General features: G+C 65.2%; 21 protein-coding genes and 1 pseudogene. 13 read left to right on the top strand and 9 right to left on the bottom strand.

Annotation, left to right across the window (positions count from 1 at the left end; all coding sequences use genetic code 11):
- The first annotated feature begins 60 nt into the window (after window positions 1-60).
- The 4 genes from ACCQ12_RS19945 to ACCQ12_RS19930 all read left to right on the top strand — a co-directional run bounded on the left by ACCQ12_RS19945 (window position 61) and on the right by ACCQ12_RS19930 (window position 2,040).
- Complete coding sequence (locus ACCQ12_RS19945; protein ID WP_104581700.1) at window positions 61-633, top strand: hypothetical protein; 573 nt, start codon at window positions 61-63, stop codon at window positions 631-633.
- A gap of 88 nt (window positions 634-721) precedes the next feature.
- On the top strand, window positions 722-1,021 hold the full coding sequence (locus ACCQ12_RS19940) for a DUF5076 domain-containing protein (protein ID WP_081422367.1): 300 nt from the start codon (window positions 722-724) through the stop codon (window positions 1,019-1,021).
- 209 nt (window positions 1,022-1,230) lie between these two features.
- On the top strand, window positions 1,231-1,572 hold the full coding sequence (locus ACCQ12_RS19935) for a ribonuclease E inhibitor RraB (RefSeq protein WP_166750848.1): 342 nt from the start codon (window positions 1,231-1,233) through the stop codon (window positions 1,570-1,572).
- An 84-nt stretch (window positions 1,573-1,656) separates the two neighbouring features.
- Window positions 1,657-2,040 carry a YbjQ family protein gene (locus ACCQ12_RS19930; RefSeq protein WP_372382552.1) on the top strand — a complete coding sequence of 128 codons (384 nt, stop codon included), beginning with the start codon at window positions 1,657-1,659 and terminating at the stop codon, window positions 2,038-2,040.
- Between the two features lie 243 nt (window positions 2,041-2,283).
- On the opposite strand, the gene ACCQ12_RS19925 is transcribed toward ACCQ12_RS19930, so the two are convergent.
- The 4 genes from ACCQ12_RS19925 to ACCQ12_RS19910 form a co-directional block, all read right to left on the bottom strand.
- On the bottom strand, window positions 2,284-2,817 hold the full coding sequence (locus ACCQ12_RS19925; RefSeq protein ID WP_372382551.1) for a lipocalin family protein: 534 nt from the start codon (window positions 2,815-2,817) through the stop codon (window positions 2,284-2,286).
- 347 nt (window positions 2,818-3,164) lie between these two features.
- Window positions 3,165-4,199: a glycoside hydrolase family 43 protein gene (locus tag ACCQ12_RS19920; RefSeq protein WP_372382550.1), complete on the bottom strand. Its 1,035-nt coding sequence runs from the start codon at window positions 4,197-4,199 to the stop codon at window positions 3,165-3,167.
- A 33-nt stretch (window positions 4,200-4,232) separates the two neighbouring features.
- Window positions 4,233-5,720, bottom strand: coding sequence for an MFS transporter (locus tag ACCQ12_RS19915; RefSeq protein ID WP_372382549.1), 1,488 nt, complete (start codon window positions 5,718-5,720; stop codon window positions 4,233-4,235).
- 241 nt (window positions 5,721-5,961) lie between these two features.
- Complete coding sequence (locus ACCQ12_RS19910; protein WP_372382548.1) at window positions 5,962-8,892, bottom strand: TonB-dependent receptor; 2,931 nt, start codon at window positions 8,890-8,892, stop codon at window positions 5,962-5,964.
- A gap of 462 nt (window positions 8,893-9,354) precedes the next feature.
- Here ACCQ12_RS19910 and ACCQ12_RS19905 point away from each other — a divergent pair, with 462 nt between their 5' ends.
- The 6 genes from ACCQ12_RS19905 (at window position 9,355) to ACCQ12_RS19880 (ending at window position 18,370) form a co-directional block, all read left to right on the top strand.
- Window positions 9,355-10,671, top strand: a complete 1,317-nt coding sequence (locus ACCQ12_RS19905; protein ID WP_039408948.1) for an MFS transporter — start codon at window positions 9,355-9,357, stop codon at window positions 10,669-10,671.
- Window positions 10,672-10,680: 9 nt separating this feature from the next.
- Window positions 10,681-11,673 (top strand): endo-1,4-beta-xylanase, encoded by a 993-nt coding sequence (locus ACCQ12_RS19900; protein ID WP_372382547.1) that lies wholly within the window; start codon window positions 10,681-10,683, stop codon window positions 11,671-11,673.
- A gap of 53 nt (window positions 11,674-11,726) precedes the next feature.
- Complete coding sequence (gene uxaC, locus ACCQ12_RS19895) at window positions 11,727-13,148, top strand: glucuronate isomerase (RefSeq protein WP_372382546.1); 1,422 nt, start codon at window positions 11,727-11,729, stop codon at window positions 13,146-13,148.
- A 163-nt stretch (window positions 13,149-13,311) separates the two neighbouring features.
- Window positions 13,312-16,023 carry a beta-galactosidase GalB gene (gene galB, locus ACCQ12_RS19890; protein ID WP_372382545.1) on the top strand — a complete coding sequence of 904 codons (2,712 nt, stop codon included), beginning with the start codon at window positions 13,312-13,314 and terminating at the stop codon, window positions 16,021-16,023.
- Window positions 16,024-16,084: 61 nt separating this feature from the next.
- On the top strand, window positions 16,085-17,254 hold the full coding sequence (locus ACCQ12_RS19885) for an endo-1,4-beta-xylanase (RefSeq protein WP_372382544.1): 1,170 nt from the start codon (window positions 16,085-16,087) through the stop codon (window positions 17,252-17,254).
- A gap of 78 nt (window positions 17,255-17,332) precedes the next feature.
- Window positions 17,333-18,370 (top strand): SMP-30/gluconolactonase/LRE family protein, encoded by a 1,038-nt coding sequence (locus ACCQ12_RS19880; protein WP_372382543.1) that lies wholly within the window; start codon window positions 17,333-17,335, stop codon window positions 18,368-18,370.
- Window positions 18,371-18,386: 16 nt separating this feature from the next.
- On the opposite strand, the gene ACCQ12_RS19875 is transcribed toward ACCQ12_RS19880, so the two are convergent.
- A complete protein-coding gene (locus ACCQ12_RS19875) occupies window positions 18,387-18,665 on the bottom strand; it encodes a hypothetical protein (RefSeq protein ID WP_372382542.1) in 279 nt (92 codons plus the stop codon).
- Window positions 18,666-18,694: 29 nt separating this feature from the next.
- The gene (locus ACCQ12_RS19870; protein ID WP_372382541.1) at window positions 18,695-19,729 is read right to left on the bottom strand and encodes a Kelch repeat-containing protein; all 1,035 of its coding nucleotides are present in this window, start codon (window positions 19,727-19,729) and stop codon (window positions 18,695-18,697) included.
- Between the two features lie 328 nt (window positions 19,730-20,057).
- Between ACCQ12_RS19870 and ACCQ12_RS19865 the strand changes: the two genes are divergently transcribed.
- Complete coding sequence (locus tag ACCQ12_RS19865) at window positions 20,058-20,996, top strand: DNA-binding protein (protein ID WP_372382540.1); 939 nt, start codon at window positions 20,058-20,060, stop codon at window positions 20,994-20,996.
- A gap of 218 nt (window positions 20,997-21,214) precedes the next feature.
- On the opposite strand, the gene ACCQ12_RS19860 is transcribed toward ACCQ12_RS19865, so the two are convergent.
- Window positions 21,215-21,373 carry a DUF2256 domain-containing protein gene (locus ACCQ12_RS19860; RefSeq protein ID WP_179456956.1) on the bottom strand — a complete coding sequence of 53 codons (159 nt, stop codon included), beginning with the start codon at window positions 21,371-21,373 and terminating at the stop codon, window positions 21,215-21,217.
- Between the two features lie 222 nt (window positions 21,374-21,595).
- Between ACCQ12_RS19860 and ACCQ12_RS19855 the strand changes: the two are divergent.
- Together ACCQ12_RS19855 and ACCQ12_RS19850 are read left to right on the top strand one after the other, a co-directional pair.
- Window positions 21,596-22,023 (top strand): annotated as a pseudogene (locus tag ACCQ12_RS19855) (hypothetical protein).
- A gap of 120 nt (window positions 22,024-22,143) precedes the next feature.
- Window positions 22,144-22,533 carry a bleomycin resistance protein gene (locus ACCQ12_RS19850; protein WP_349777551.1) on the top strand — a complete coding sequence of 130 codons (390 nt, stop codon included), beginning with the start codon at window positions 22,144-22,146 and terminating at the stop codon, window positions 22,531-22,533.
- Window positions 22,534-22,733: 200 nt separating this feature from the next.
- Here ACCQ12_RS19850 and ACCQ12_RS19845 read toward each other — a convergent pair whose 3' ends face one another.
- Together ACCQ12_RS19845 and ACCQ12_RS19840 are read right to left on the bottom strand one after the other, a co-directional pair.
- A complete protein-coding gene (locus ACCQ12_RS19845) occupies window positions 22,734-24,206 on the bottom strand; it encodes a mannitol dehydrogenase family protein (RefSeq protein WP_372382539.1) in 1,473 nt (490 codons plus the stop codon).
- 113 nt (window positions 24,207-24,319) lie between these two features.
- Window positions 24,320-26,995, bottom strand: a complete 2,676-nt coding sequence (locus ACCQ12_RS19840; protein ID WP_372382538.1) for a glycoside hydrolase family 3 protein — start codon at window positions 26,993-26,995, stop codon at window positions 24,320-24,322.
- Window positions 26,996-26,997 lie beyond the last annotated feature (2 nt).

Raw genomic sequence — 26,997 nt, 5'->3', positions numbered from 1 at the left:
GCGGCGCACCTCATTCCATCATTGCCGCGCGGCTACGGCCGTCGAGAAAGGAGTCTTACGATGCGTCTGTATTCGTCCCTGCTGGCCCTGGGCCTGCTCACCGCCGCCAACCTGGCCAGCGCCGCCGAAGTCGCCAAGTACGACGGCTTTTTGTGCTGCAACCTGCGCACCGACGGTAGCTGGATCAGCGACAGCAACTACGCCGAAGACGGCAAGCGCGTGCTCCCGGTGGGCACCCCGGTCAGCGTCACCGGCTTTGGCCGCAACCGCGTCAACCTCAAGATCGCCGGCGAAAAGCAGTCCATCGGCAACGACTACAGCCGCGACCTGGACAACACCGCCTTCGCCGCCCGCTATGTCGTCACCGCCGACCCCAAGCTCAAGCTCGCCACCTTCCCGCCCAAGATCCGCCAGGCCATCGTGGACGGCAAGCTCACCGGCGGCATGACCCGCGAGCAGGTGCTGATGGCGGTCGGCTACCCGATCAGCAGCGAGAACCCCAACCTGGAAGCCTCGCTGTGGCGCTACTGGCGCGACAGCTTCTCCGAGTACCAGGTGCAGTTCGGCCCCAGCGGCAAGCTGGTCAAGGTGACCGCCGATCCGCAGTTGATGAACCTGATCTGGGTACAGTGAGGCGCAACGAGCGCAAACGCCACCCGGCAGCGCCGTTGCTGCCGGCAGCGTCTCGACGCACGGTTCAACGCCTGGGAGAAGGCACGCCATGCACAAAGCAGAGTTGATCATCCCGCCTGATGCACTGGCCGACCCGGATGCGTTCGAGATCCTGCGGCTATGGGCCGCGCACGAGCAACTGCACGTCAGCATCGACAGCAGTCTGGGCGGCGGGGCAGAGGATTTTGGCGAACTGCTGGCCGACCTGTTTGAGCATGCCTCGCGCATGTTCGCCCAGCGCGACCGTATGCCGCTGGCCCAGTGCCGCACATTGATGCTGGACGATTTCCTGCGGCGCGTCGCCGATCCAACCGGTAGCCGGGAGGGAGCCATTCCCCCGGAGCATTAGCAGTGTCGTTGACGCCCGCGCGGTGCAGGGTGGGCGCCAGCCTCGCCACCGTCGGCCCTGCCCCAGCGTGTCGGTGATCCATCAGCTGCAAAGCGCATCCTGGCGTCTCGTCATGGGGCCTGCTGGTACGTCTCGCACCCCGTTTGCCGATGCGCGGCGCAGATGCCGACGTCATGGGTTGCCCTAGCCACCACCTTCAAGAGAGCGCCATGCAGAGAGATACCGTTCTATATCCCAAAGACGACAACGGCGACACCCTGTGGCACATCGCCCAGCAGGGAGTGGACCTGACCAAACCCAGGGAGATCGATTTTTCGGTCGTCTTCCCCACCAAGGAATCGGCACTGGAGTTCTCGGTAGCCATGCTCCGCTGCGAGCAAAAGGTGTGCTGTCGTCATTACCCGGAAAACACCGCCTTCCCCATGGACGTCACCGTGTACCCGACCATGGTGCCGACGTACAAGGCCATCGTTGCGTTCGAAGAGGAGCTGGCGTCACAGGCCACGCCGTTGGGCGGCTATAACGATGGCTGGGGATTTTCGGAGCAGTAGAACGCAGCGGTTGCAGCTTCCCCACGCCTGCATGCCTCCGGCATAGAAGGCAAGCGCGTTTTCATCCTGTCGAGAGAGGCGTTCGTGACAAATCCATACGATTCTTCGCCGGTCCACTCAGCAATTTCCTCCCTCAATGACACCATGGTGACCACGGCGTTGGAGCTCCCTGGACATCGAATCATCCGCAATCTGGGCTTGGTGCGCGGTATCACCGTGAGGTCGCGCTCCATCGTGGGCAATTTCTTCGGCAGTCTGCAGACACTGTTCGGCGGCAACATCACCATCTACACCGAACTGTGCGAGCAGGCGCGATCGGAAACGTATCGCGACATGGTGCAGCATGCACGGCAGTTGGGCGCGAACGGCATCATCGCTGTTCGGTATGACGCGACCGAGTTAATGGCAGGGCTGACTGAAGTGCTTTGTTATGGCACTGCGGTTGTGGTGGAAGCACAAGACAACTGAAAACGCGCTACGTACATTGGCCGGGAAAGAATAAGGTCAGATGCCGACTTCCTTATGGATGGACACGCTGACCGAATAGAGTTGCCTGATGGGTATATTGGTTCCCTTTCTTCGTCCACTGGGGGATTTACGGACGAGGCTACCGAAAGTACGACATCCTTGACGATAAGCCAGTCCATGAAGAACGAAAGAAGAGATACGGATGGCGTTGGTAACGCCGGTGCGATGGAAAACGCTTCCGCATCAGCGTGCTGACTGCGGCACGCGTCGCAGCTGCGAGACGTCGTAACCCATTGCGGCAATACGTTGAACGGCCTGTTGATAGTCGGCCTCTGAAACCTGCGGGGTACGCGCCATATACCAGACGTAATCGCGCTTGCTGCGTGCCACGATGGTCTGCGCATAGTCTGCATCTCGCCAGGCGATCACGTACTCAGCCTTGAACGGCCAGAAGAATTGCATGCTCCACAGTGCGCCATTGCCCTCTTTTGCCACCTGGCCGACTGGATGCATGGACTTGAGGGGCGCCTGAAAGCTGCCCTTGCGAAACGTGAAGGTGGTCTGGATGCGTCCGTCCGGCCGCAGCGCGTAGCTCTCTACGGCATCGTAGGCCTTGCGTTCCGGCCTGGTAGGAATATGCGCGATCACATACCAATCGCCCATGAAGCGCGGCACATCAACGGTGTCTGCGCGAGGCAGGGCCGCGTGTGAATCGGTTGCGCTAGCACTGCCGTAGACCGCGAGTGTGAGTAACAACAGCGTCGAACGATGTCGCATGGAAACCTCCACCAGAAGAGCACGTAAAACAGGCTACGTAGCTGCAATGCGTCCGGATGCAATCCCATGCGATGCAGTTCCGCCCCAAGGTGCAAGACGGCTCTCTGTGCCAGTGACACGACGGTACTGGTCAAGAAGTCACGACAGCGTTGAGGGGCGAAACCGAAGCGTCGTGCAGAGCGCAAGAAACGCGCGATCTGAGGCGGCGAGCGCTGGATTCGACGACCAGCCGCAGTGAGGACCACCAAGCACCGTGAAGCCGTCGAGGTGAAGAGACCGTCCTCCGCTGCTGGTGTCGAGCGATGACGGGCTCAGTGAATCGCAGGACGCGGTTTCCCGAGGAGCACTCACCACGGCGACACTGCATCGGCGCCGTAGGGATAAATTGTCGCGATCTTGCCATCGGCGTCGTGCTGCAGCGGGGTCATCTTGATGCTGCGCAGATGCGTCTGGCCTTGCGACAGGCTGGCGTCGTGATAGAACAGATACCACTGGTCGTCAAAGGCGCAAATGGAGTGATGCGTGGTCCAGCCGACCACCGGTGCGAGCAGCACGCCTTGGTAGACGAATGGGCCATAGGGTGAATCGCTGGTGGCGTAGCAGATCCGGTGGGTGTCGCCGGTGGAATACGACAGGTAATACCGGCCGGCGTGACGATGGACCCAGGGGCCTTCGAAGAAGCGGTGGGCGTGGTCGTCGGCGCGAAGTGGGGCGCCGTGCTCGTCGAGGATGACGATCTCGCGGGTGGGCTCGGCCAGTTCAGTCATGCTGTCATGGAGGCGCGCCACGCGTGGGCCGAGTGCGGGCGCGTCGCCCATCGGTTCCTGATGCGTATCCGCATAGGCGTTGTTGCGGTAGTGCTGCAGTTGGCCGCCCCAGATGCCGCCGAAATACAGGTAATGCGTGCCATCGTCGTCGGCGAACACGGCCGGGTCGATCGAGTAGGTGCCTTCGATCGGTTCGGGTTCGGCGACAAACGGGCCTTGCGGCTGGTCGCCTATCGCCACGCCGATCTGGAAGATGCCGTCGGCGCGCTTGGCCGGGAAATACAGGTAGGTCTTGCCGTTGCGTTGCGCGGCATCCGGTGCCCACATCTGGCGCTGTGCCCAGGGCACGTCGCGCACATGCAGCACTTGGCCCAGGTCCTCGACCGCTGCATCGGGATGCGCCATGCGCAACACGTGGTAGTCGGCCATGTCGAAATGCGAGCCGTCGTCGCTGAAGGCCACGCCGGCATCGATGTCGTGCGAGGGATAGATATACAACGCGCCGTCGAACACATGCGCAGACGGGTCGGCGGTGTAGAGGTGGGTGACCAGCGGTGCGGAAATGGCGGTGCGCGTCAGCGCCTGCAGTGCAGCGGCTTCCAGTTCATCGGACATGCGCGTACCTGTGCATGAGGTGGGAGAGAGAGATCATGGCGAAACGGATGGGGTGGCCTGGCGGCGCACGCCCAGCTCGTGTTCGATGCGGGTTTCCAGCGGTTTGTCGATTTCGTACAGCGCCAGAAGCGCAGTGCCGAGCAGGAACGGGAGGGAGGCATACACGCTGATGGCCAGACGGATGCCGTCGGTGACCGCCGCGCTTTGCTGGGGCAGTGCTGCGTCATAGCCGTAAAACGCCAGGATGCCGGCGACCAGCGCGCCGCCCACGCTCAGGCCGATCTTCAGGCCGCACAACATCGCCGAAAAGATGATCGCGGTGGCGCGGCGGTGGTTCTTCCACTCCGAGTAGTCGGCCACGTCGGCAATCATCGCCCACAGCAGCGGGATGGTGATGCCGTAGAAAAATCCGTGCAGCACGTAGGAGGCGAATACCCAGCCAATCGCATCCGGCGGATACACGTAGAACGCCAGCAAAAACAGCGTGGAAATCAGCAGCGCGCCGCCGAAGACGTTGCGCTTGCCGTAGCGATCCGCCAGGCGCTTGGAAAAGCCGATGCCCACGATCATCGCCAGGATGCCGCCGGCACTGAACACGCTGAAGGCCGAGGTCGGTGCGTCCTGCGGCCATTGCAAGGCGCTCATGCCGGCGCCGGTCAGCACGCTGTTGATGGCAGCGATGAAGCGGTTGAAGCCGGCGGCGTCGAGAAAGTGGGTCAGCGCACCGGCGTCGAGGTAGTACTTGAAGTAGTAGATGTACATCCCGCCCTTCATGGCGAGATTGATGAACACCAGGATGGTGAGTGCCAGCATCACCAGCCAGGGTTTGTTGCGGACCAGGTCGGTCAGGTCCTGGCGCACGCTGCTGCGGTGTTCGGTGATCGGCAGCACGCGCTCGCGCGTGGTGAAGAAGGTGATCAGAAAGCACAGCGTGCCGACCGCGGCGAACAGCGCCATGGTGTTGCGAAAGCCTTGCGCCTTGTCGCCATTGCCCAGGATCAGCACCAGCGGCAGCAGCAACACCTGGATGACGAACTGCGCAAAGGTCACCGCCAGAAAACGATACGCCGACAAGCTGTTGCGCTGCTCCATGCTGCCGGTGAGCACGCCGCTCAACGCCGAATAGGGCAGGTTGTTGGCCACGTAGACCAGCATCAGCAAGGTGTAGGTGGCGAACGCGTAGGTGATCTTGCCGTGCTCGCCGAGGTCGGGCGTGTTGAACGCCGCCAGCGACAATGCGCCGAAGGGCAGTGCCGTCCACAGGATCCACGGACGGAACTTGCCCCAGCGGGTACGGGTGCGATCGGCCAGGATGCCGATGATGGGCGTGAACACGAACGCGCCGAGCAGGCCGACCACGAAGATCAACGTGGCCGCCGCGCTCGCCGGGATGCGGAACACATCGGTGTAGAAGAACGCCAGGAAGGTGACCAGCGTCTGGAAGATCAGATTGGCCGCCAGGTCGCCCAGGCTGTAGCCGATCTTTTCGCGGACGGAGAGCTGCTGTGACCGATCGTTCATGAGGTGAGGCGGGCTCGAAGAGTGCTGCGGAAAACGCCGCGGCGCGCGCGATGCCGCCGGCCGCGATCCAGCCGGATCGCGGCAGCAGGCATGGCGGCTGAAGTGTCCAGCAAAACCGTACGCGCCGTCGCCAGGGAGGAGGCGACGGCGGGCGCTGCGCGGAGCCTGCGGCAAGGCCACGCGCGTGCGGTGGAGCGGCCGCACCGGCCCGGCACCCGCGTCGTCATGGCGAGGCGCACGCTCAGAACGTACCGCGGATGCCGAGCATCACCGTGCGCCCGGGCTCGTACAGATCGTAGGTTGCGTTGGGCCAGGCGTAGGTGGTGCGCAGCGGCTCGTCGGTGATGTTGGTGACGTTGAGGGTGATCTGCGGCTTGGATGGCAGCCAGTCCAGCGCATAGCTGGCCGACAGATCCAGCTGGCCGCGTGCATCGGCGTTGAGGCGTGCGTACGGAATGCCGTTCTGGTTGGCGCCGGAGATCACCATGTCGTCGTTCCAGGTGTAGGACAGGCGTACCGAGGCCGCGTTCTTTTCCCAGTACACGGTGCCGTTCCACAGGTTCGGCGCCACGCCGACGGCAACGGCCGGGATGCCTTCGCCCTCGGAGGATTGGGTGACATGCGTGTAGTTGACGCTGAAGCCCATGCCATCGACCAGCTTGTCCAGCGGCTGCACCCAGATCGCCTCGGTGCCGCGGATATTGAGCACGCCCTCGGCATTGACCTGGGTCTGCACGTCCACCGTGGCGGCGTTCGGGCCACCGCGCTGGTCCAGGCCGGCCTGCTGGATCGGCAGCAGGCTCTCGTACGGCACGCCCAGGTCGTTGAACGGAATGCGCCGCACGCCATTGACGGTGAAGCCGCTGATGCGCTTGTTGAACAGCGTCAGGCCCACATAGCCCTCGCCGCCGGTGTACCACTCGCCGCCGAAATCCACATTGGTGGACAGGTACGGCGCCAGGTTTGGATTACCCTGCGTTGCGGTCTGTGCGGAGGGGTCGCTGAAGTTGGTATTGGGCAACATCGCGCTCGGGTCCGGGCGGGTGAGCGTGCGCGAGCTGGACAGGCGCAGCACCACATTGTCGGCCACATCCCAGGCCGCGTTGAACGAGGGCAGGGTTTCCTTGTAATCCGAGTCCAGCACCTGGATACGGCGGATGCCGTTGATGGTGACCGGGCCGGTGATGGTCTGGTCGGTGGTGACGTAACGCACGCCGGCGTTGATGCGCAGGGTGCGGTTCCACACTTCGGTCTCGGCATTGGTTTCGATGTAGAACCCCAGGTTCTTCTCGCGGATGCCGCCGGCCGAGGCGCCGGTGTTGGCAGAGTTGGTTTCCGGTGCGGAATCGCGCAGCGGGTAGTAGTTGGTGTCGCGCAGGAAGCGGTCGAAGTCGGCGGTGATGAAACCGTCCGGGCCGGGCGTCAGATACGTGGCCAGCACCGAACTCGGCACCGCCGAGCCAGGCCCGCCATTGCAGACATTGCCGCCACCGCCGCGGCACACCACCTGTTCCCAGGCCACGCTGTTGTCGAAGCCGCGAATGGTGCGCTCGGCCTGGTCGTAGGCGGCGCCGATCTTGATGTTGCGCTTGTCTTCGCCGAACTGCAGGTCGGCGCGTGCGCCACGCGTTTCGGTCACGCGTTTTTCGTTCTGGATATTGACCCGGCCACCGCTCCAGCCCCAGCCCAGGTTGGGGTCGTTGAGATCCAGCGGGCTGCTGATCGAGGGGCGGTCGCCGCCCTGGTTGCGATAGTCCACGGTGGTGAACGGCGAGGTGACCAGGATGCTGGGCGATTCGCGGTCCAGCCAGCTGCGCGTGGCGTTGGCCTGCACGTTGAGCTTGATGTCCTGCTCGGCACCGAACAGCAGCTCTGCGCCGGGATTGACGCTCCAGAACTTGACGTTCTCGCGATACGGGCGCGCTTCCAGAAAGTACTGCGCATTGGCAAAGGTGGCGCTGGTGACCACGTTGTTCTGGTCCAGCTGCATGCCCAGCGGAATCATGTTGCCGTTGCGGCCGATCAGATTCATGCTGATCCGCTCGGTGGTGCGCTTGGCTTCGGAATACAGCGTGTCCAGATAGAAATGCATGCTGTCGGAAGGGCGCCATTCCAGCGACATCACCGAGGCATCGCGGTCGCGATCGCCATCCATGTAGACCTGGCGGCCCAACCGCGGAATCAAGGCATCGCTGATCTGGTCGATGCTCAGGCCCGGGTTGCGTGCCAGCAGCCACGCGGCATCGATGGTTTCGCCGGTGGTGAGGCCGTTGCCGGCGGTGGCCGGCACGCGGTCGGGAATGCGCCAGTTGCCGCCGCCGTTGACGTTGCAGGCGGCCGGTTGATTGGTGGCCGGCGTGCCCGCCGGCGGGGTGAGGCCGCACTGGGTGTAGGTCAGGCCGGGGTTGGTCCAGCCCACGCTCTCGAAGCCGCGCACGCCGAGCTTGCTGCGCACCGAGGCCACGCCGAACAACGCGCCGAGCGTGCCTGCCTCGTTGGTCCAACTGCCCATGAAGGCGCCACGCGGGGTGGTCTTCTCGCTGGTGCTGTTCCAGTCGGCCTGCGCCTGGTAGGTGAAGTGCACACCGGGGCGATCGAACGGGCGCGCGCTGCGCATGTCCACCACACCGGAGACGCCGCCTTCGAGCATGCTCGCGGTGGGCGTCTTGCTCACGGTGAGCTGGGTGAAGAATTCGGTGGGAAACAGGTTCAGATCGACTTCGCGATTTTGGTTCTGCGCGTTCAGGCCGATCGAGGCGGTGGCGATGCTGGAGCCGTTGAGCGTGGTCTTGGTGAAGCTGGTGCCCAGGCCGCGGATGGCGATATTGAGGCCTTCGCCGTTGACGTCGCGCGCCAGCTGCACACCGGGAATACGGTTGAGCGACTCGGCGATGTTCATGTCCGGAAATTTGCCGATGTCTTCGGCAAACACGGTATCGGCAAAGCCAACCGAATCGCGCTTGGCGTCGGTGGAAAACTGGATGCTGCGTCGGTAGCCGGAGACGGTGACGGTGTCGAGCTGGGTCACCGCGTCGTTGCTGCCTGCCGGGTCCGGCGGCGGTGACGCGGCGGTGGCATCGGTGGATTGTGCCCAGGCGGCAGCGCTGGTCATGCCCAGCAGGATGGACCCCAACGCGCAGGACAACGCGGTATGTGCGTAGCTGTTCTTCACCGTAATCCCTTCCCTAACAGGTGAGCAGATGTCCCACGCATCGCCCCGGCGCAGGGAGTGCCGCTGCCTGGAATCGGCGCGGCGATGGTGCGGTGGGGAGACGGGCGATCAGTGGCGCTGGATGTTAGCGCTACCAAATTCAGAACATCACGCTGCAGGGCAGCATAGTTGCGGGGGCATGGCCGCAAGCAGCCCGCGCGCGCACGAAAGCCAGCGCCCAGGCGCATGCATACGGTGGCGCAGTGCTGCACTGCGCGATGGATTTATCGCAATGCCGTGGTAATGGTAGCGCTATCACCGGTGGCGCAAGGCCACCTTCGTGCAGGTGCAGTGGCCGATGAATCGAACCGAAGAACGCGGCAGCGATACGCCCGGCTGGCAGCTGGCTGGCTTACGCATGCACAGCGCCCTGCACCCTGTGCAGGCCGCAGGCGGTCCGCTGCGGTGGTGCAGGCCACACGCATGAGCGAGCTGCCCACCGTTGCGCCTGTCACTGCGTCGGCACGGCTGGGCCGGGTGCGCTGGCGCGTGTGCGCCTTGCTGCTGGCGGCCACCACCATCAACTATGTGGATCGCCAGGTGCTGGGCGTGCTGGCGCCATTCTTGCAGACCCAGATCGGCTGGAACGAGATCCAGTACGGCTACATCGTCACCGCGTTCCAGGCTGCCTATGCGTTGGGGCTGTTGTGCAGCGGCGCGGTGATCGACCGTTTCGGCACGCGGCTCGGGTATGCGTTGGCGATCGGGGTGTGGAGCCTGGCGGCAATGGGCCATGCATTGGCGACCAGCGTGGTGGGCTTTGCGATTGCGCGGTTTTTCCTGGGGTTGGGGGAGTCGGGCAATTTTCCTGCTGCGCTCAAGACGGTGGCCGAATGGTTCCCCCGGCGCGAACGCGCGCTGGCCACCGGCATCTTCAATTCCGGCTCCAACATCGGTGCCATCGTTGCGCCATTGCTGGTGCCGGTGATCGCCACCGCGTGGGGCTGGCAGGCAGCGTTCCTGTTCACCGGCGTGTTGAGTGCCACCTGGCTGGTGGTGTGGTGGCTCACCTATCACCCGCCCGAACAGCAGCCCGGCCTGTCGCCAGCGGAACTGGCGCATATCCGCAGCGATGTCCACGAGCCGGTGCAGGCACGGCTGTCGTGGTTGCAGGTGCTGCGGCATCGGCAGGCCTGGGCGTTCGTGCTGGGCAAGTTCATCACCGACCCGATCTGGTGGTTCTTCCTGTTCTGGCTGCCCAAGTTCCTGCATGCCGAATATGGTTTGAGCCTGCTGCAACTGGGCGCGCCATTGATCGTGATCTTCGTGCTGGCCGATATCGGCAGCATCGCCGGCGGATGGGTGGCCGGGCGCTTCATCGCGCGCGGCTGGAGCGTCAATCGCGCGCGCAAGACCGCCATGCTGATCTGCGCGGTGTCAGTGGTGCCGATCGTGTTTGCCGCACGTGCCGACAACCTGTGGCTGGCGGTAGCGTTGATCGGCCTGGCAACCGCTGCGCACCAGGGCTGGTCGGCCAATCTGTTCACGCTGCCCTCGGACATGTTTCCGCGGCATGCGGTGGCCACCGTGGTGGGCATCGGCGGGTTTGCCGGCGCGGTGGGCGGCATGCTCATTGCCACCTTCATCGGCTTTTTGCTACAGGCGACCGGAAGTTATGTGCCGGTGTTCCTGATGGCAGGGTCGGCCTATCTGCTGGCGCTGGCAGTGGTGCACTCTCTGGTACCGCGACTGGACCCGGCGCAGCTGCCGGCGACCACTGCCACGCCTTCTTCGTCCTGAGGAATCATCATGCATCTGCGCCCGTTCACCCTGGCCCTGTTGTTGGCGGCAAGCCTCGCACCGACCGCGCAGGCCGCGCCATTGGCGGCCGGTGCATCCAAGTTTCTGGGCAGCGCCTATGGGCCGCAACAGGCTGCGGGGTTTGCACAGTACTGGAACAAGCTCACTCCGGAGAACGGCGGTAAATGGGGCACGGTGGAAGCGGTGCGCGACCAGATGGACTGGAGTGCACTGGACACCGCGTACCGGTTCGCAAAGGCCAACGGCCTGCCATTCCAGATGCATGTGATGGTGTGGGGCAACCAGCAGCCGGAATGGATCAAGACCCTGCGCCCGGCCGAACAGCGGCGCGAGATCGAGCAGTGGTTTGCCGCCGTGGCGCAGCGCTACCCGGAGATCGATCTGCTGGAAGTGGTCAATGAGCCGCTCAACGACCCGCCAAGCAAGGCCGATACCGGCGGCGGCAATTATCTGCAGGCGCTCGGCGGCACTGGCGACAGCGGCTGGGAATGGGTGCTGCAGTCGTTCCGGCTTGCGCGCCAGCACTTTCCGCAGACCAAGCTGATGATCAATGACTACAGCATCACCAACAGCGCGCAGGCCACGCAGAAGTACCTGCACATCGTGCAGCTGCTGCAGCGCGAGCGCCTGGTGGATGCGATCGGCATCCAGGAGCACGCCTTCGAGACCACGCCGAACGTGGCGATGTCGGTGCACCGCACCAATCTCGATGCGCTGGCCGCCACCGGCCTGCCGATCTATATCACCGAGTTCGATCTGGACGGGCCCACCGATGCGCAGCAGCTGGCCGATTACCAGCGCGTGTTTCCGGTGTTCTGGGAGCACCCTGCAGTGCGCGGCATTACGCTGTGGGGATTTCGCCCCGGGCTGTGGCGGGACAAGGAGGCCGCGTATCTGGTGCGCGGCGACGGCAGTGAGCGGCCGGCCATGACCTGGCTACGTGACTACGTGGCCGCCCATCCCGGCACGCCGGCGCCATGATGCGCTGCGCCGGTTGCCTTGCATGTTCTCCATTCTGCCTGGTGTCCTGATCCATGCCTGCTTCCTTGCCCCTCGCATTGCACGACGACCGCCTGTTGCCTGCCGACCCCGGCACGCGGGCGATCGCGCGCAGGCTGTACACGCAGATCGCCAACCTGCCGATCATCAGCCCGCATGGCCACACCGACCCGGCGTGGTTCGCCGGCAATGCGCCGTTCGCCAACGCCACCGAGTTGCTGTTGGTGCCGGACCACTACGTGTTCCGCATGCTGTACAGCCAGGGCATCCGCCTGGATACGCTGGGCATTCCGCGTGCCGACGGCACACGCGCGCCGGTGGATCCGCGCGCGGCGTGGCGCGTGTTTGCCGAGCACTACGCGCTGCTGCGCGGCACCCCGTCGGCGCTATGGCTCAATCATGTGTTCCATGAGGTCTTCGATCTGCGCATCCGGCTGGATGCCGGCACCGCCGATCATTACTACGACCACATCACTGCTGCGCTGCAGACGCCAGGCTTTCTTCCACGCGCGCTGTTTACACGCTTCAACATCGAGGTGATCGCCACCACCGAATCGCCGCTGGATTCGCTGCAGCACCATGCGGACATTGCCGCCAGCGGCTGGCAGGGACGGGTGGTGACTGCGTATCGCCCCGACCCGGTGGTGGACCCGGAACACGAACAATTTGCCGGTGCATTGCAGCAGTTCGGCGCGCTCACCGGCGAGGACGTGCTGAGCTGGCCCGGCTATCTGCGTGCGCACCGGCAACGGCGTGCGTTCTTCGCCGCACACGGTGCCACCTCGACCGACCACGGGCACCCCAGCGCCGCCACCGCAGATCTGTCGCCTGCCGAGGCGCAGCGGCTGTTCGACACGGTGGTGCGCGGTGCGGCCACGCCGGCGGAGGCCGAGTTGTTCCGCGCACAGGTGCTGACCGAAATGGCGGCGATGAGCCTGGACGATGGCTTGGTGATGCAGCTGCATCCGGGCTGTTTTCGCAATCACAACCGGCAGTTGTTCGACACTTACGGGCGCGACAAGGGTGCCGACATCCCGATGCGCACCGACTACGTGCATGCGCTCAAGCCGCTGCTGGATCGCTACGGCAACGACCCGCGCTTGCGCTTGATCGTGTTTACGCTGGACGAAACCAGCTACAGCCGTGAGCTGGCGCCGCTGGCCGGCCATTACCCATCGCTGCTGCTCGGCCCGGCATGGTGGTTCCATGACGCGCCGGAAGGCATGTGGCGCTTTCGCGAGCAGACCCTGGCCAGCGCCGGGTTCTACAACACCGTGGGCTTCAACGACGACACCCGCGCCTTTTTGTCGATACCCGCGCGCCACGATGTGGCACGGCGCGTGGACAGTGCGTTCCTGGCCAAGCTGGTGGCCGAACATCGGCTGGAGGAAGACGAGGCGATGGAGGTGGCGATGGATCTTGCGTATCGGCTGCCCAAGCAGGCGTACAAGCTGTGAGGCAGCCGCTGCGTAGCCGGTGCGCGTGCGGCTGCGCGCGCATTGCAGCGGCACCGACGCGCGCTGCGGCACGCAGTGGCGCGCAACGGCAGCCGCCGGCGTCATGACAGTGGCACACCCTGCACCTGCAGTAGCGCGGCGCATCGCGGCCAGGTGGGCGTGCATGACAGGACGCGTGCTCGCCTGTGTCTGCCTGGCACTGCCCGCGCTCGGCGCACTCGCGCAGACCGGCGCCCCGCGCGAGCGGTTGTCGCTCAATGCGCAATGGCGCTTTCAGCGTGGCGACCCGCCAGGCAACCCGGTGGTGCTCGATTATGCGGCCCGCCCTCAGGTCACCGGCAGCGACGACGGCAAGGTGGCCGATGCGCGCCCGGATCAGGCGCAGCCGCTGCAATCCACCGCCAAGGATGTGCTCAGGCCATGGATCCTGCCGACCGCCAATGCGCTCATCGCCGACCCGGCACAACGCCACCAACGCCCGCCCGGCCATCCGGGCAGCAACGTGGCCTATGTGCAAGCGCAGTTCGACGACAGTGCATGGCAGCTGGTGGACCTGCCGCACGATTGGGCGATTGCGGGGCCGTTTCTGGTCGATGGTCCGTACGGCGGCATGGGGCGGTTGCCGAGCTGGGGCATCGGCTGGTACCGCAAAACGCTGGATATTCCGGCCAGCGACCGCGGCCGCTCGCTGTTTCTCGACCTCGATGGCGCGATGGCGTACGCCACGGTCTGGTGCAATGGCCAGCTGGTGGGCGGCTGGCCGTATGGCTACAGCTCGTGGCGGGTGGATCTGACGTCTTGCCTGGTCGCTGGCGGCGTCAACCAGCTGGCGATCCGGCTGGACAACCCGCCCGAATCGGCGCGCTGGTATCCCGGTGGCGGGCTGTATCGCAATGTGTGGTTGACCAGGACCGCGCCGCTGCATATCGCGCACTGGGGCACGCAGCTGACCACGCCGCAGGTGTCGGCCGCTGCAGCACAGGTGCAGCTGGCGGTGACGCTGGACAACGCCGCACCCGCCACCGCGCAGGCGCAGGTCAGCACCGCGATCTACGTGCTCGACGCAGCCAGCGGCACACGCACCGGCGAGGCGGTGGCGCACATCGCCGCGCTGCCGGTGGAGGTGCCTGCCGGCGGTCACGCGCGTGTGCAGGGCACCGCGCACATCGATGCGCCACGGCTATGGGGCCCACCGCCCACCCAGCAGCCGCATCGCTATGTGGCAGTGACCGAGGTGCGCCAGAACGGGCAGCTGGTGGATCGCTACGAGACACCTTTCGGCATCCGCGCCATCGTCTTCGATGTCGACAAGGGACTGCTGGTCAACGGCGAACAGGTGCCGATCCGCGGCGTGAACAATCACCATGATCTCGGCGCACTCGGTGCGGCATTCAACGTGCGCGCCGCCGAGCGCCAACTGCAGTTGCTGCAGCAGATGGGCGCCAATGCCATCCGCATGAGCCACAACCCGCCCGCGCCGGAGCTGCTGGAGCTCACCGATCGCATGGGCCTGCTGGTGGTGGATGAAGTGTTCGACAGCTGGGAAATGAAGAAGACCCCGCTCGATTTCCATCTGGTCTTTCCGCAATGGCACGAGCCGGATCTGCGCGCGATGCTGCGGCGCGACCGCAACCATCCGTCGGTGATGCTGTGGAGTGTGGGCAACGAGGTCGGCGAGCAATACACCGGCCAGCAGGGCGCAGCGATTGCGCGCACGCTGCACGCCATCGTGCATGAGGAAGACCCCACGCGCCCGGCCACGGTGGCGATGAACTACGCCTCGCCCGAGATGCCGCTACCGGCGGCGCTGGATGTCATCAGCCTTAATTACCAGGGCGAGGGCATTCGTGATGCGCCCGAGTTCGAAGGCACCGAGCGCATTCGCAAGCCGCCGCAGTATCCGGCGTTTCATGCGCGGTTTCCACACAAGGCCATCCTCAGCAGCGAGACCGCCTCGGCGCTGAGCAGCCGCGGCGTGTACCTGTTTCCGGTCACCCCGGACACCAGCGCACCGGTGCGCGATGGGCGCGGTGGCGACTCGGCCGTGCATCAGGTCAGCGCGTACGAGCTGCATGCGGTGGACTTCGGTTCCAGTGCCGACAAGGTGTTTTCCGCGCTGGACACGCACCCTTATGTCGCCGGCGAATTCGTCTGGACCGGCTTCGATTACCTGGGCGAGCCCACCCCGTATTACAGCTCGCGCAGCGCGTACTCCGGTATTTTCGATCTGGCCGGTTTTCCGAAGGACCGCTACCGGTTGTACCAGGCGCGCTGGCGGCCGGACGTGCCGATGGCGCATCTGTTGCCGCACTGGACCTGGCCCGGGCGCGAAGGCCAGGTCACACCGGTGCATGTGTTCACCTCCGGCGACGAGGCCGAGCTGTTCGTCAACGGCATCTCGCAGGGGCGCAAGCGCAAGGGCGCATTGCAGTACCGGTTGCGTTGGGATGCGGTGGTGTACCAGCCCGGCGAATTGCGCGTGCAGGCCTACAAGCACGGCAAGCCCTGGGCCGACGATCGCGTGCTCACGGCCGGGCCGGCGGCGCGCATGCAGGTGAGCCCGGACCGCAGCCGCATCGACGGCGATGGCCGTGACCTGAGCTTTGTCACCGTGCGCTTGCTGGACCGCGACGGGCGGCCGGCGCCCACCGCCGGCGACCGCCTGCGGTTTCGCATCGAGGGCCCGGGCGAACTGGTGGCCACCGACAATGGCGATGCAACCAATCTGGAGTCGTTTGCCTCAGCGCAACGCAACGCCTTCAACGGGCTATGCCTGGCGATCGTGCGCGCCACGCCGGGCGGGCGCGGCACGATCACGCTGCATGTGGAATCGGAGCACCTGGATGCCGCGCAAGCGCAGATCGTCGTGCAGTGAGGCCGGGCCTGTGAGGCACCCGCTGCAGCACCTCAATGCAACCCCAACCAGGCACAACGCCATGCCGTACCTGATCACCCTGTTGCGTCGCGCACTCGCCGCCGTTGCCATTCTCGTCGCCGCACCGGCATGGGCGCGCTGCGACACGCCTGGCACCTCGCTCAAGCTGGCGTACGCCGACGGCTTTCTGCTTGGCACTGCCGTCAATGCCGACATCGTGTCCGGCAAGGACGCCGCCGCCACGGCGCTGGTGGCATGCCATTTCAACGCGGTGACGCCGGAAAACGTGATGAAGGCCGAGGTCGTTGCGCCGCGTCGCGGCGAGCTCGACTTCACCGCCGCCGATGCGTTTGTGGACTATGCGCAACGCAACGGGTTGTTCGTGGTCGGCCACACGCTGGTCTGGCACAACCAGACCCCGGCCTGGTTTTTTGTGGGGACGCGCGGCGCGGCAAACACCCCGGCCGCACAGATCGAGCGCATGCGCGCACATATCGAGCAGGTGGCAGGCCGTTATGTCGGCAAGGTGCAGGCCTGGGATGTGGTCAACGAAATCATCGACGAAGACGGCAGCTACCGTTCGACCAACTGGGTGCAGCGCATTGGCGACGGCGACACGGTGGTGCGCAATGCCTTCGCCTTCGCGCAGCGTTACGCACCCGACGCGGAGCTCTACTACAACGACTTCAATGCCTGGCGGCCGGCCAAGCGCGAGGGCATCGTGCGCATGGTCAAGATGCTGCAGCAGGCCGGCATCCGTATCGATGGCGTCGGCATGCAGGGGCACTGGGGGCTCAATTACCCGAGCCTGCGCGATATCGAGGACGCCATCGACGCCTACGCCGCGCTCGGCATCAAGGTCATGATCACCGAGCTCGACGTGGACGTGCTGCCGCTCACCCGCGAAGGCCAGGTCATCGGCACCGGGCTTGCGCACGCGCAGTTCCAGTTGCCGGAGTTCAAGCGCTTCCTTGACCCCTACCGCGATGGCCTGCCGCCGCAGGTGCAGGCGCAGTTGCGCGATCGTTACGCCGAACTGTTCGCGCTGTTCTGGCGCAAGCGCGACAAGCTCGCCCGCGTCAGCGTCTGGGGCGTGAGCGACGGCATGTCGTGGAAGAACGATTACCCCGTGCCTGGCCGCACCAATTACCCATTGCTGTTCGACCGCAACCACCAGCCCAAACCGGCACTGGAGGCGGTGCTGGCAGTGCCGGCCTCGGCCGCTCCCTAGTCGCGTCTGCCAGCGTGCGCAGGGACCTTGCACGGGCTTGATGGCATGATGGACCCACCTGATTGTCCGGACCCTCCGATGCGCTTGCCGCCCTATCTGTTGTTGGCTGTTCCGTTGCTGGCGATCGTCGCCGCCTGCGCCAGGAAGGATCCGCCGCCGCCGCGCTTCCCGGCCATCGGGCATGTGGACACCTTCGACCGCAGCTTCGCCGATGTGGTTGCCAGCGATGCGCGTATCGAAAAGCTCACCGAGGGGTTCACCTGGTCCGAAGGCCCGGCATGGGTGCGCGACGGAGGCTACCTGCTGTTTACCGACGTGCCGGAAAACAAGCTGTATCGCTGGTCCGAACAGGCCGGCCTGTCGGTGTTGCTGTCGCCGTCCGGCTATACCGGCCCGGAGCAGGCCACGCTGCGCGAGGCCGGTGCCAACGGGCTCTACGCCGAGCCGAGCGGCACCGTGCTGCTGGCCGATTCCGGCACCCGCATCGTGGCCCGGCTCGACCCGGTCACGCGCAAGAAGACCCCGCTGGCCACCCGCTTCGAGGGCAAGCGCTTCAACAGTCCCAACGATGTGGTGCGTCGCAGCGACGGCGTGGTGTTCTTCACCGATCCGCCGTATGGCCTGAAGGATCTGAACAACTCGCCGGTCAAGCAGCTGCGCTTCAACGGCGTCTACCGGCTGGACACCGACGGCAGCGTGCATCTGCTCGACGACAGCCTGAGCTTTCCCAACGGCATCGCGCTTTCGCCCGATGAGCGCACCTTGTACGTGTCCAACTCCGACCCGGAGCGACCGATCTGGATGGCGTATGCGCTCGACACCCAGGGCGCCGTCACCGGCAAGCGCGTGTTCGCCGATGCCTCGGACCTGGTGGCCAAGGACGCGCCCGGCCTGCCCGACGGCATGGCGGTCTCTGCCGACGGCCACCTGTTCGCCACCGGCCCGGGCGGGGTCATCGTATTCAATCCGGCCGGCCAGCGCCTGGGGCGCATCGAGACCGGCGAAGCCGTCTCCAACTGCGCCTTCGGCAACGACGGCCACACGCTCTACATGACCTCGCACGCGATGCTGGCGCGCGTGCGCGTCAAGGCGTTGGGGCTGCAGTTTGTGCGTTAGGAACTTGCCCGACCAATTATTCGGGATAAACCAAAGAAACGGATTGAATTATTGCAGCTATAGAAGCGGCTAACGCCGCCCGTTTGTTCCATTTTGTTTGTAGTTCTGCCGTTGCAATGACATCCCAGCAATGATCGCCGTTAAAGAAAATAACAGTGGCTTTGTCATCAGGATCATCAGGGTCATGGGAAACTTCGGCGGCGCTCGCTTTATACCAAAGTAGTGATGCGATAACCGCAGCGAACGCGGAGGCATAACTTAATAGTGTTTTAAGGCTCATGAATTCCAGAGTCACTATCTGAGTCGACTAAGTCTAGATCTCTGCTATTCGGTGTCCTTGTTGCTCAACACCAACACATCATCTAACTCCGGGCCACCGCCGCGGTTGGCGCTGCCGGCAGCCAGATACAGGCTGCCATCGACGGCTGCGGCCTGCGTGCCATGGCGCCCCTGCGGTAGCGCTGGCAGCGTTGTCCAGGCGGCGCGCTGCGGGTCGTAGGCTTCCACCTCGTCATGCGCCTTGACCTGCCGCAGGCTCTCGCCGCCGATGATCAGCAGCTTGCCGTTGCGTGCAATGGCACTGGTGCCGGCCCGCTGCGTCGGCAACGTGGCCGGCGCAACGGACCAGGTGCCGCGTTGAATGTCGTAGATGTCCACTTCCGCAATCGTCTGCGCCAGGGTGTTGCCACTCTCGTGGGCCGACCTGCGTCCACCGGCGGCATACAGCTTTCCGTCGATCACGGCCGCATGGAAATGGTCGCGCGCGCGCGGCGCGTCCGCCAGCTGTGTCCACTGCTGGGTCCTGGTATCGAAGGCATCCAGCCACGGCACGTACCCGCTCATGTGCCCGCGCGTGTTGCCGCCGACCAGGTACAGCACGCCGGCATGCGCGACCGCGCCTGCGGCGCCGCGACGCCGATGCTGCGGAATTTCCGGGCCCGTCTGCCACGTGTCGGTTTGCGGATCGTAGATCAGCAGGTGGGTCAGCGACGCTTCTTCCGGGTAGTCACCGGTGAAGCCGCCGACGAAATACAGCTTGCCCGCAGACACCACTGCCTGCGCGTGACTGACCATCAGCGGCGGTGCGCTGCCTTGCGACCAGCGACCTGTGCGGGTATCGAAGATCTCCAACGGGCGCTGATCGCGTCCACCGATCAGATACAGCCGCTCACCAATGGCAACCAGACTGTTCTCGTGGCGCGCATTCGGTTTGCCATGTGTCGCAACCGGGTGCCACTGCGGCGATGGCGCGGCGGTCTTGGCAGACGTAGCGTGTTCGGCCGCGATGCCGAGCACAGGCACGCAGCCAATGGTCGCGGCGAGCAGCCCCGCGCGGAGCGTGATGTTCAACAGTCGCATGAAGCGCTCTGCCAGTGGCCATGGCAGACCAGTGTAGCGACAGCGGCCACACGATCCAGCTGCACAAGCAGCCTGATCCGGTAGCAGCGTGCGCATGGCGAGTTGCACGCATCGCGGCAGATGCGCCCAGTCTCCACGATGCCGGAGCCCAGCTGTTCCACTGCGTCCAGCAACATGGCTCGGTCCAGCGTTCCACCTGGAAGAGCGGCGATGCGCTGCGCCGCAAGCCGTTCGCCCGCATGCCGCATGCGGACCGGTGCCTGCGAGCTCTTCACGTGCAGCAGAACCGCGCTTGCGAACACTACGGTAAATCGACCCGGAGATGCGTGTGGCCATCACTCAAGCAAAGCAGGTTCTGCAAACCGCTCCACCCAAGGCGGTGGCCGCTGCCGCTGCGCGCGGCCTGCGCCTGCGCGAGCAGCATGGGCGCGGCGGCACCGCGATTGGCGTGGCGCGTGCGCGCGATCTCTCAGCGCAGAAGTCGCTGTCTGCACAGACCATTCGCCGCATGCATTCCTACTTCGCCCGACACAGCGTCGACAAGAACGGCAAAGGCTGGGCAGATGCCAAGGCGCCCTCGGCCGGCTATATCGCCTGGCTGCTGTGGGGCGGTGATGCAGGCCAGCGCTGGGCCGCACGTCTGCTCCAGCGTCTGGACGCAGGGGCGAGCAAGAAGGCCGGCGCCTCCACACGTGCAGGTGGCGCCTCGAAAACGGCTGCCAAGAAGACGTCGAAGACACGTGGCGCAACGTCGTCGGCGACGAAAAAGACGCCAGCGCGCAAAGCTGCCACAAAGAAACCAGCAACGAAGAAGTCAGCAACCAAGAAGTCAGCAACGAAGAAGGCGGCAACGAAGAAGCCGGCCAGGAAGTCGGGCGCCAAGAAGGTTTCGGCAAGAAAGACGGCCGTAAAAAAGGTGGCCTCGCGGGGCGCGCCCGGCACCAAGCGTGCTTCCACGACCACGGCAAGGACAACGGCCAGGAAGACATCGGCGCAACGAGGCACTGCCAGCAAGAGCGCTACGTCCGCGAAGGCCGTAAAAAAAGCCGCCGCCAGGAAGTCTGCACCCTGGAAAACGCCCAACCCCAAGAGCGCATCACGGTCCACATCGCTGTCTCCCGCACAGAAGTCCCAGGCCAGGAAGCGTGCCAAGGCGGCGGGCCGGCCCTATCCCAACCTGGTGGACAACATGGCGGTTGCCAGCAAGCGAACTACCAAGCGTGCGGGCACATCGGGCGCCGCGAAGAAGGCGGCGACAAAGAAATAACCGCAGGCGGCACACTCCGCCATCTGGTCATGCTGCGTCGGCGCTGGGAGTGCTGACGCGGCGTACCTGCATCGTGCACGGCGAAAGCATTTTGCAGACGGAGCAAGCCTTGGTCCGGCATGCAGCGAGGGCATCGGTGCAGTGCTGCAGGGCTGTGGTGCGCGCCATCGCTGCGTCGACCGTCCCGTACAGGCCAGGCACGCATGCTGGCAGGCGAGCTAAGGCAACGTGCGTTGCCGCCTGCGATCGCCGCGGCATCGATCCGAACAATATTTCACATCGTCCCAGACCTTCTCCCACTTCTTGCGCCAACAGAACGGCCGTCCGCATTGCACGCAGACCTTTTCCGGCAGGTTCTGCTTTTTGGGAGTTGCCATGTCGAGATCAGATTCCGGGGGTTGGATGGTTGGGGTTCAAGCATGTCATGGCGACGCGCCCGGTCGAAGCCCCTGCCATCCCATCTGCCGCTGATGCCGTCGGGAGCAGCGGCGCACCGCGCAAAAGTCTGCAGCGAGTGTCTATAGTGGCCACCCGTGGCTGTGCGGACGCCCTCTGAAGTGACAGACGCGCGAGCGTACACAGGCCGGACTCAAACAAGGATGCTCGTGAAGCGCTTTCTGCTCGTGTTGTCGGCCCTGCTATACGTTGTTGCGCTCTGCCTTCCTGCATTGCATGGCGGCGATGAACACCTGGGGGGCTTTGTCATTCTCTGCTTGGGTGGATGCAGGTGGTGGACGGCCAGTGCATCGCCTGGATGAGTAACCCGCTGTATTGGTTGGCGTGGCTCTGCTATGGCCTCAAGTTAGACAAGATGGCGGCGGCCCTGCTGGTGGCGGCCTGCCTGATCGGACTGGATACCTTTCGCGCAACCCGGTTCGACAAGAACGAGGCGGGCCATCAGGTCATGATCGACCACGTGGGCGCCGCGTTCTATGTCTGGGAGTTGAGCTTTGTGCTCCTGCTCGTCGTGGTGTTGATCCGTCTGTTCAACAAGCCCGCCGCGCTGCATGGCGGCCGCGCAGCGTGATCGGGCGCAAGCCGTTGCACGGGCTGCTGAGGTCTGCGATGCACGCGGATCCAAGCGGCTCGTGTGTCCAAGGAGTACCGTAGCGGCGTGTGCCCCGATCCCGCTGCCGACGAGTCGATGATGAACGCCCAGGCCAACGCCGCCGACCAGACCATTCCGATCCTGCCCAGCCGCGCGATTGCGCAGACCCTGGCCTTCTATCGCCGACTGGGCTTTGAAGGCGATGCGCATCCGCATGATGCAGGCTATGCAATCTTGCGACGTGGCGCGGTGGAGCTGCATTTCTTTGCGCATCCGGATCTCGACCCGGCCGCGTGCTATGCGGGCTGTTACCTGCGGGTGGGCAACGTGGATGACGTCTACGCCGCACTGCAGGCGGCAGGGCTCCCGGCGCAAGGCATCCCGCGCATCGACCCGCTTGCCGACAAGCCCTGGGGCATGCGCGAGTTTGCGATCGTGGACGAGAGCGGCAACCTGCTGCGGATCGGGCAGGTCATTGCGCGTCGCTGACACGCGCCGCAATCGCCGGGCTGTGTGGGCCAGGTCTGCCGCAGCACGCACGTCGAGCGCGCAGCGGCACGCAGGAACCATCGGGCGTCTCTACGCGTGGTGGAGAGGCGCACCGATGGCAGGTGGGCCGCTCCTGCGCGGCGCGGCATGTGTCGTGCGCAGCTCACACCTCAGCCACCTTCGCCAGGATGCAACGTCGCTCAACTGGCCTCCAGCGAGGCAAGCACGGTCTCCACTTGGCCTGGTGCGGCATCACCCAACGCGAGATAGGCTTTCGCCAGCGCATCGGCGAAGCGCGAATCTGCAGCCAGCGTGCCAAACACCGCATCCAGCGTGAAAAAACGCGCGACATCAGCGGCGGCATCGCCAGTGGCTGCGCGTCCAAGCGCGCCCAGGGCATCGTTCAATGGGTCGACCAGCGCCACGCCAATGCCTGCCTGCCTGCGCACGAAATGCAACCAGGCGGCGACCGGAAGGCATACGTGGTCGATCGGGCGCCCGGCCGCCAGCGCATCGCCGATCGTGCCCAGCAGCCGCACCGGAATCTTCTGCGAGCCGTCCCAGGCGATCTGGGCGAGCAGGTGGCGGATGGCGGGGTTGCGGAAGCGCGCCAGGATGGCGTCGCTGTAGTGCTGTGGGTCGAAGCCCGGCATGGGCTGCAGGGTGGGCGCGATGTCGTGGCGCATCAGTGTCTCGACGAAGGCCGCAAGTTCAGGGTGACCCATGGCGTCGGCTACCGTCTCCAGGTGTAGCAGGCTGCCGAGATACGCCAGCGCCGAATGCGGCGCGTTGAGCAGGCGCAGCTTGGCGCGCGCGTAGCCGGCGATGTCCTCGCTCAGGGTGACGCCTGCGCGTTCGAATGCAGGGCGGCCGTTGCAGAAACGATCTTCGATCACCCATTGGCTATAACGCTCGCGCTGGATCGGCCAGGCGTCGTGCACACCCAGCTGGTCTTGCACGTGCGCGCGCAGCGCGTCATCGGTAGCGGGCGTGATGCTGTCCACCATCGAGCGCGGGAAGGCTGCGTGTTGCGCGATCCAGGCCGCGAGCGCGCGGTCATTCTGTTCCGCAAGCCGCACCACGGCGCGCTGCAGCAGCGTGCCGTTGTCGGCCAGGTTGTCGCAGCTGAGCACAGTGAATGGCGCGGTGCCGTTGCGCATGCGCTGCTGCAACCCGGCGACGAGATAGCCGACGGCACTGCGCGGGGCTGCGGGGTGGGCGATGTCGTGGGCGATGTCGGGATGCGCCAGGTCGAGCGTGTCGCCGGCCAGGCAATAGCCTTTTTCGGTGACGGTGAGCGTGACCAGGCGCACTGCAGGATCTGACAGGCGTACTAGCACGGTGGCTTGTTCGTCGGCGGCGCAGAGGACTTCGCGGATAGCGCCGATGATGCGCAGCTGCGGGTGTTCGTCGAGCAAGGCCAATGTGTAGAGCCCATCTTGTGGACGCAGCGCATCGCGCACGTGCGGGCTATGCAAGGAAACGGCGCAGATGGCCCAGGTGGGATCTTCGGCGAGTAGGTCGTCGATGTAGACGGTCTGGTGGGCGCGATGGAAGGCGCCTGCGCCCAGATGCACGATGCCGATGGTGGTGTGTTTTGGGGTGTAGCTTGGTGTGAGAACAGTGGTTGGTAGGTGAGCGAGTGCTGCGATGGAGAGCGTTGGAATTGGCATGGGGTCTTTTTAGTAATCGTGGGGTGCTGCAGGTTTGCTTGGTGGCCTTACCCTCACCCCAACCCCTCTCCCGCAGGGAGAGGGGCTTTGCTCGGCGGCTTCTGGGGGCGCGATTACTTGCCGGTGACGGTGAAGCGTTGCTTGCTGCGGATGTCGCTGCTGGAGGCGCCGATCTGCACCTCATAGGCGCCCGGATCCACGGCGTACGCCTTGCGCTGGTCGTCATAGATGCGCAGCGCGTCCTGCGCCTTGATGGTGAAGCGCACCTCGCGTTGTTCGCCCGGCTGCAGGCTGATGCGTTGGAAGCCGCGTAGTTCCTTGATGGCGCGTTCGCGTTGTGGCTTCAGCGGCTGCAGATACAGCTGCACCACTTCGTCGCCTGCGCGTTGGCCGGTGTTCTTCAACGTGACCGTTGCCGTGAGCGTGTCGTCGGCGGCCACGGTTTTACGATCAAGCTGCAGGGTGGAATAAGCAAACTGCGTATACGACAAGCCATGCCCGAATGGATACAGCGGCTTGCCGGTGAAATAGCGATAGGTGCGCCCGCGCATGGCGTAGTCGTCGAAGGCCGGCAGGCGCTCGTCTTCCTTGTAGAAGGTGATCGGCAGACGGCCACCGGGACTGGCCTGGCCGAACAGCACATCGCCCACCGCACTGCCGCCGCGCTGGCCGGGGTACCAGGCCAGCAGGATGGCGGGCACGTGTTGCTGGGCCCAGTCGATTGCCAGCGCCGAGCCGGTGGTCAGCACCACCACCACCGGCGTGCCGGTGGCCTGCAGCGCTTGCAGCAGCTCGCGCTGCGGCTTGGGCAAGCGCGTGTCGGTGCGGTCGCCACCGGCAAAGCCGGGATAATTGACGTCCATTTCTTCGCCCTCGACATCGCCGGTGAGGCCGCCGACGAATATCACCACCTCTGCATTGCGGGCGGCGTCCACCGCTTCCTGCAGCGGCGGTTTGGCGCCGGGCATGCGCCAGGCCAGGCGCACCCCGGCATCGCGGGTGGCTTCGTAATACTCCACACGCAGGTCGTAGGCTTTGCCGCCTTCCAGCGCCACGCTGGCAGTGCCGCCACGCATGCGCGGTGCATCGCTCCATTGATCAATGAGCAACTTACCGTCCAGGTACAGGCGCACGCCGTCGTCGGCGGCAATCTGCAGGTCGTACGTGCCCGAGACCGGCGGCAGCAACTGGCCATGCCAACGCACGCTGAAATCGTCCTTTCCGAGCGCGCGGTCGGGCTGCAGTTCGCCACGGCCTACTGCATCGTCGGTGGGCGCGTTGCGGTCCCAGCGGAAGGCGATGCGCGGGTCGATGCGGGTCAGCACCGGCTGGCCGGCAAGCGTGCGGCCATTGAAATAGTCGCCGGTCAGGCCGTTCTGCGTGGCATCGGCCGCCGGGCGCAAATAGCGCGATTCGATCGGTGCGGCAGCATTGGGGTCTTCGCGCCCTTCCACCAGGTCGCTGCCGCGCGCATAGACCACATCGGCTTGCGGTGCGGCATCGCGGATGCCTTGCAGGATGGTGACCGGCGCGGCCGGCGTGCCGTAGTAGTTACCCAGCAGCGACATCGGGTCGTCGGCGGTGGGGCCGACCACGGCAATGCGCTTGAGCGTGGGCTTGAGCGGCAACACGCCGTCGTTTTTCAGCAACACCAGCGATTCGCGTGCGGTGCGGCGCGCCAGCGCATCGTGCTGCGGCGATTGATTCACCGAGGCGGGAATCTGCGCCCACGGCACGCTGGCCGGCGGGTCGAACATGCCCAAGCGCATGCGCGTGGTCATCAGGCGCTTGAGCGAGGTATCGATGCGGGCCTCGTCGATCAAGCCGGCACGCACCGCCGCAGGCAACGCGGCGTAGGTGTCGCCGCAATCCAGGTCGGTGCCGTGTTTGACGCCGAGTGCGGCGGCGGCTTCGGGCGTGGGCACGATCTTGTGGTTCTGCCAGATGTCGCGGATGGCGGCGCAGTCGCTGACGATGTACCCGTCGAAACCCCAATCGCGGCGCAGGATGCCTTCCAGCCGCGTGCTGGCCGAGGCGGACTCGCCATTGACGCGGTTGTAGGCGCCCATCACCGCAGCGACCTTGCCCTCCTGTACCAGGGCCTGAAACGCCGGCAGGTAGGTCTCGTAGAGATCGCGCTCGCTGGGGTGTACATCGAAATGATGGCGGTCGGCCTCCGGGCCGCTGTGTACGGCGAAGTGCTTGGCGGTGGCATCGAGCTTGCGGTACGACCCCTGCTGCGCCTGCAGGCCCTGCACGAAGGTCACGCCCATGCGTGCAGTGAGAAACGGATCTTCGCCGTAGGTTTCCTGCCCGCGGCCCCAGCGTGGATCGCGGAAGATGTTGATGTTCGGCGACCAGAACGTGAGCCCCTGATAGCGCTTGTGCTCGCCACGCGCCAGGAACGCGTGGTGCTTGGCGCGCGCTTCGTCGCTGATGGCGGTGGCCACCTCGGCCATCAGCGGCGTGTCGAAGGTGGCCGCCAACCCGATCGCCTGCGGAAACACCGTGGCACCGCCGGCGCGCGCCACGCCATGCAGCGCCTCGTTCCACCAATCGTAGGCCGGCACCTGCAGGCGCGCGATGGCGGGCGCAGCGTTCTGCATCTGCGCGGCTTTTTCTTCCAGCGTCATGCGCGCCACCAGATCGGCGGCGCGCGCGTCGAAGCTGCGTTGCGTGTCCAGATACGGCGGTGGTGTGGCTGCATGGGCAGCGCCTGCGGCGCACGCCAGTACGAGCAGGACGCCGTGCGCGAGCGAGCGGAAACGGGCGGGCGGGTAGGAGGGCATGG

The sequence above is a fragment of the Xanthomonas sp. NCPPB 1068 genome (assembly GCF_041479385.2).
In the GTDB taxonomy this organism is placed as follows: Bacteria; Pseudomonadota; Gammaproteobacteria; order Xanthomonadales; family Xanthomonadaceae; genus Xanthomonas; species Xanthomonas cannabis.
This window is presented reverse-complemented; position numbering and strand designations above follow the sequence as displayed.

What these genes read in the sequence shown, in the direction of transcription:
- ACCQ12_RS19945 (WP_104581700.1), top strand. Translation starts at nt 61, where the DNA reads ATGCGTCTGTATTCGTCCCTGCTGGCCCTGGGCCTGCTCACCGCCGCC.
- ACCQ12_RS19940 (WP_081422367.1), top strand. Translation starts at nt 722, where the DNA reads ATGCACAAAGCAGAGTTGATCATCCCGCCTGATGCACTGGCCGACCCG.
- ACCQ12_RS19935 (WP_166750848.1), top strand. Translation starts at nt 1,231, where the DNA reads ATGCAGAGAGATACCGTTCTATATCCCAAAGACGACAACGGCGACACC.
- ACCQ12_RS19925 (WP_372382551.1), bottom strand. Translation starts at nt 2,817, where the DNA reads ATGCGACATCGTTCGACGCTGTTGTTACTCACACTCGCGGTCTACGGC.
- ACCQ12_RS19920 (WP_372382550.1), bottom strand. Translation starts at nt 4,199, where the DNA reads ATGTCCGATGAACTGGAAGCCGCTGCACTGCAGGCGCTGACGCGCACC.
- ACCQ12_RS19915 (WP_372382549.1), bottom strand. Translation starts at nt 5,720, where the DNA reads ATGAACGATCGGTCACAGCAGCTCTCCGTCCGCGAAAAGATCGGCTAC.
- ACCQ12_RS19905 (WP_039408948.1), top strand. Translation starts at nt 9,355, where the DNA reads ATGAGCGAGCTGCCCACCGTTGCGCCTGTCACTGCGTCGGCACGGCTG.
- ACCQ12_RS19900 (WP_372382547.1), top strand. Translation starts at nt 10,681, where the DNA reads ATGCATCTGCGCCCGTTCACCCTGGCCCTGTTGTTGGCGGCAAGCCTC.
- uxaC (WP_372382546.1), top strand. Translation starts at nt 11,727, where the DNA reads ATGCCTGCTTCCTTGCCCCTCGCATTGCACGACGACCGCCTGTTGCCT.
- galB (WP_372382545.1), top strand. Translation starts at nt 13,312, where the DNA reads ATGACAGGACGCGTGCTCGCCTGTGTCTGCCTGGCACTGCCCGCGCTC.
- ACCQ12_RS19885 (WP_372382544.1), top strand. Translation starts at nt 16,085, where the DNA reads ATGCCGTACCTGATCACCCTGTTGCGTCGCGCACTCGCCGCCGTTGCC.
- ACCQ12_RS19880 (WP_372382543.1), top strand. Translation starts at nt 17,333, where the DNA reads ATGCGCTTGCCGCCCTATCTGTTGTTGGCTGTTCCGTTGCTGGCGATC.
- ACCQ12_RS19870 (WP_372382541.1), bottom strand. Translation starts at nt 19,729, where the DNA reads ATGCGACTGTTGAACATCACGCTCCGCGCGGGGCTGCTCGCCGCGACC.
- ACCQ12_RS19860 (WP_179456956.1), bottom strand. Translation starts at nt 21,373, where the DNA reads ATGGCAACTCCCAAAAAGCAGAACCTGCCGGAAAAGGTCTGCGTGCAA.
- ACCQ12_RS19850 (WP_349777551.1), top strand. Translation starts at nt 22,144, where the DNA reads ATGAACGCCCAGGCCAACGCCGCCGACCAGACCATTCCGATCCTGCCC.
- ACCQ12_RS19845 (WP_372382539.1), bottom strand. Translation starts at nt 24,206, where the DNA reads ATGCCAATTCCAACGCTCTCCATCGCAGCACTCGCTCACCTACCAACC.
- ACCQ12_RS19840 (WP_372382538.1), bottom strand. Translation starts at nt 26,995, where the DNA reads ATGCCCTCCTACCCGCCCGCCCGTTTCCGCTCGCTCGCGCACGGCGTC.